The sequence below is a fragment of the Segeticoccus rhizosphaerae genome (genome assembly GCF_009192725.1).
In the GTDB taxonomy this organism is placed as follows: Bacteria; Actinomycetota; Actinomycetes; order Actinomycetales; family Dermatophilaceae; genus Segeticoccus; species Segeticoccus rhizosphaerae.
In genome coordinates, this window is record NZ_VOHR01000677.1 from 1 (window position 1) to 686 (window position 686).

At 71.9% G+C, this 686-nt stretch carries 3 protein-coding genes; all 3 read left to right on the forward strand.

Annotation, left to right across the window (positions count from 1 at the left end; genetic code table 11):
• On the forward strand, window positions 1–188 hold a 188-nt coding region (locus FRW57_RS23770; protein WP_476748675.1), incomplete at its 5' end, for a hypothetical protein.
• Between the two features lie 9 nt (window positions 189–197).
• Window positions 198–410, forward strand: coding sequence for a cold-shock protein (locus FRW57_RS22440; protein WP_137121814.1), 213 nt, complete (start codon window positions 198–200; stop codon window positions 408–410).
• Between the two features lie 92 nt (window positions 411–502).
• The coding region (locus FRW57_RS22445; protein WP_203230518.1) for a hypothetical protein at window positions 503–686 on the forward strand (184 nt) is incomplete at its 3' end.

Below are 686 nucleotides of genomic sequence, written 5' to 3' on the forward strand. Positions count from 1 at the left end.
AGCGCCGGGGCGACCTCGAGCCCCGGTTCGGCCCGGGATCGGCCCGGGCCCACGCCGAGCGGGCCCACCGGCTCGAGCTGGCCCTCCCGAGGCTGCGGACCGACGTCGACGACGACGAGGGCCTCACCGCTGCCTCCACTCTCGGCCTCGGTCCGCACACCCGCGGCGTCCTCGCCGGCCGGCGCTAGCCTGAGCACATGCAGGCGAGCGTGCACCACTTCGACCCGTCCACCGGGAGCGGCAGCGTGCTGCTCGACGACGGTCGCGAGGTGCCTTTCGACACCGATGTCTTCGCCAGGAGTGGGCTGCGCCACCTCCGCACCGGCCAGCGGGTCTCGGTCGTCCTCGGCGAGGGTGCCTTGACCCGCTTGTGGATCCGAGGGATCGGCGACGGCGAGGCGATCCGCTAGTCCGCCAGCCCACCCGACGCGACGAGGACCGGCACCGTGGCGGTGCCGGTCCTCGTCGTGGCAGTTCGGGTCAGCGGGCGCGTGCAGTCCGCTTGGTCGTCGACTTCTTGGCAGTGGACTTCTTCGCCGTGGTCTTCTTGGCCGTCGAACGCGCCGGCGTGGCCTTCGTGGTCTTCCTGGCGGTCGACTTCTTGGCCGCCGGGGTGGCCTTGGCGGTGGACTTCTTCGCCGTGGTCTTCTTGGCGGTCGAGGTCGCCTTCTTCGTGGCCGCCTTCT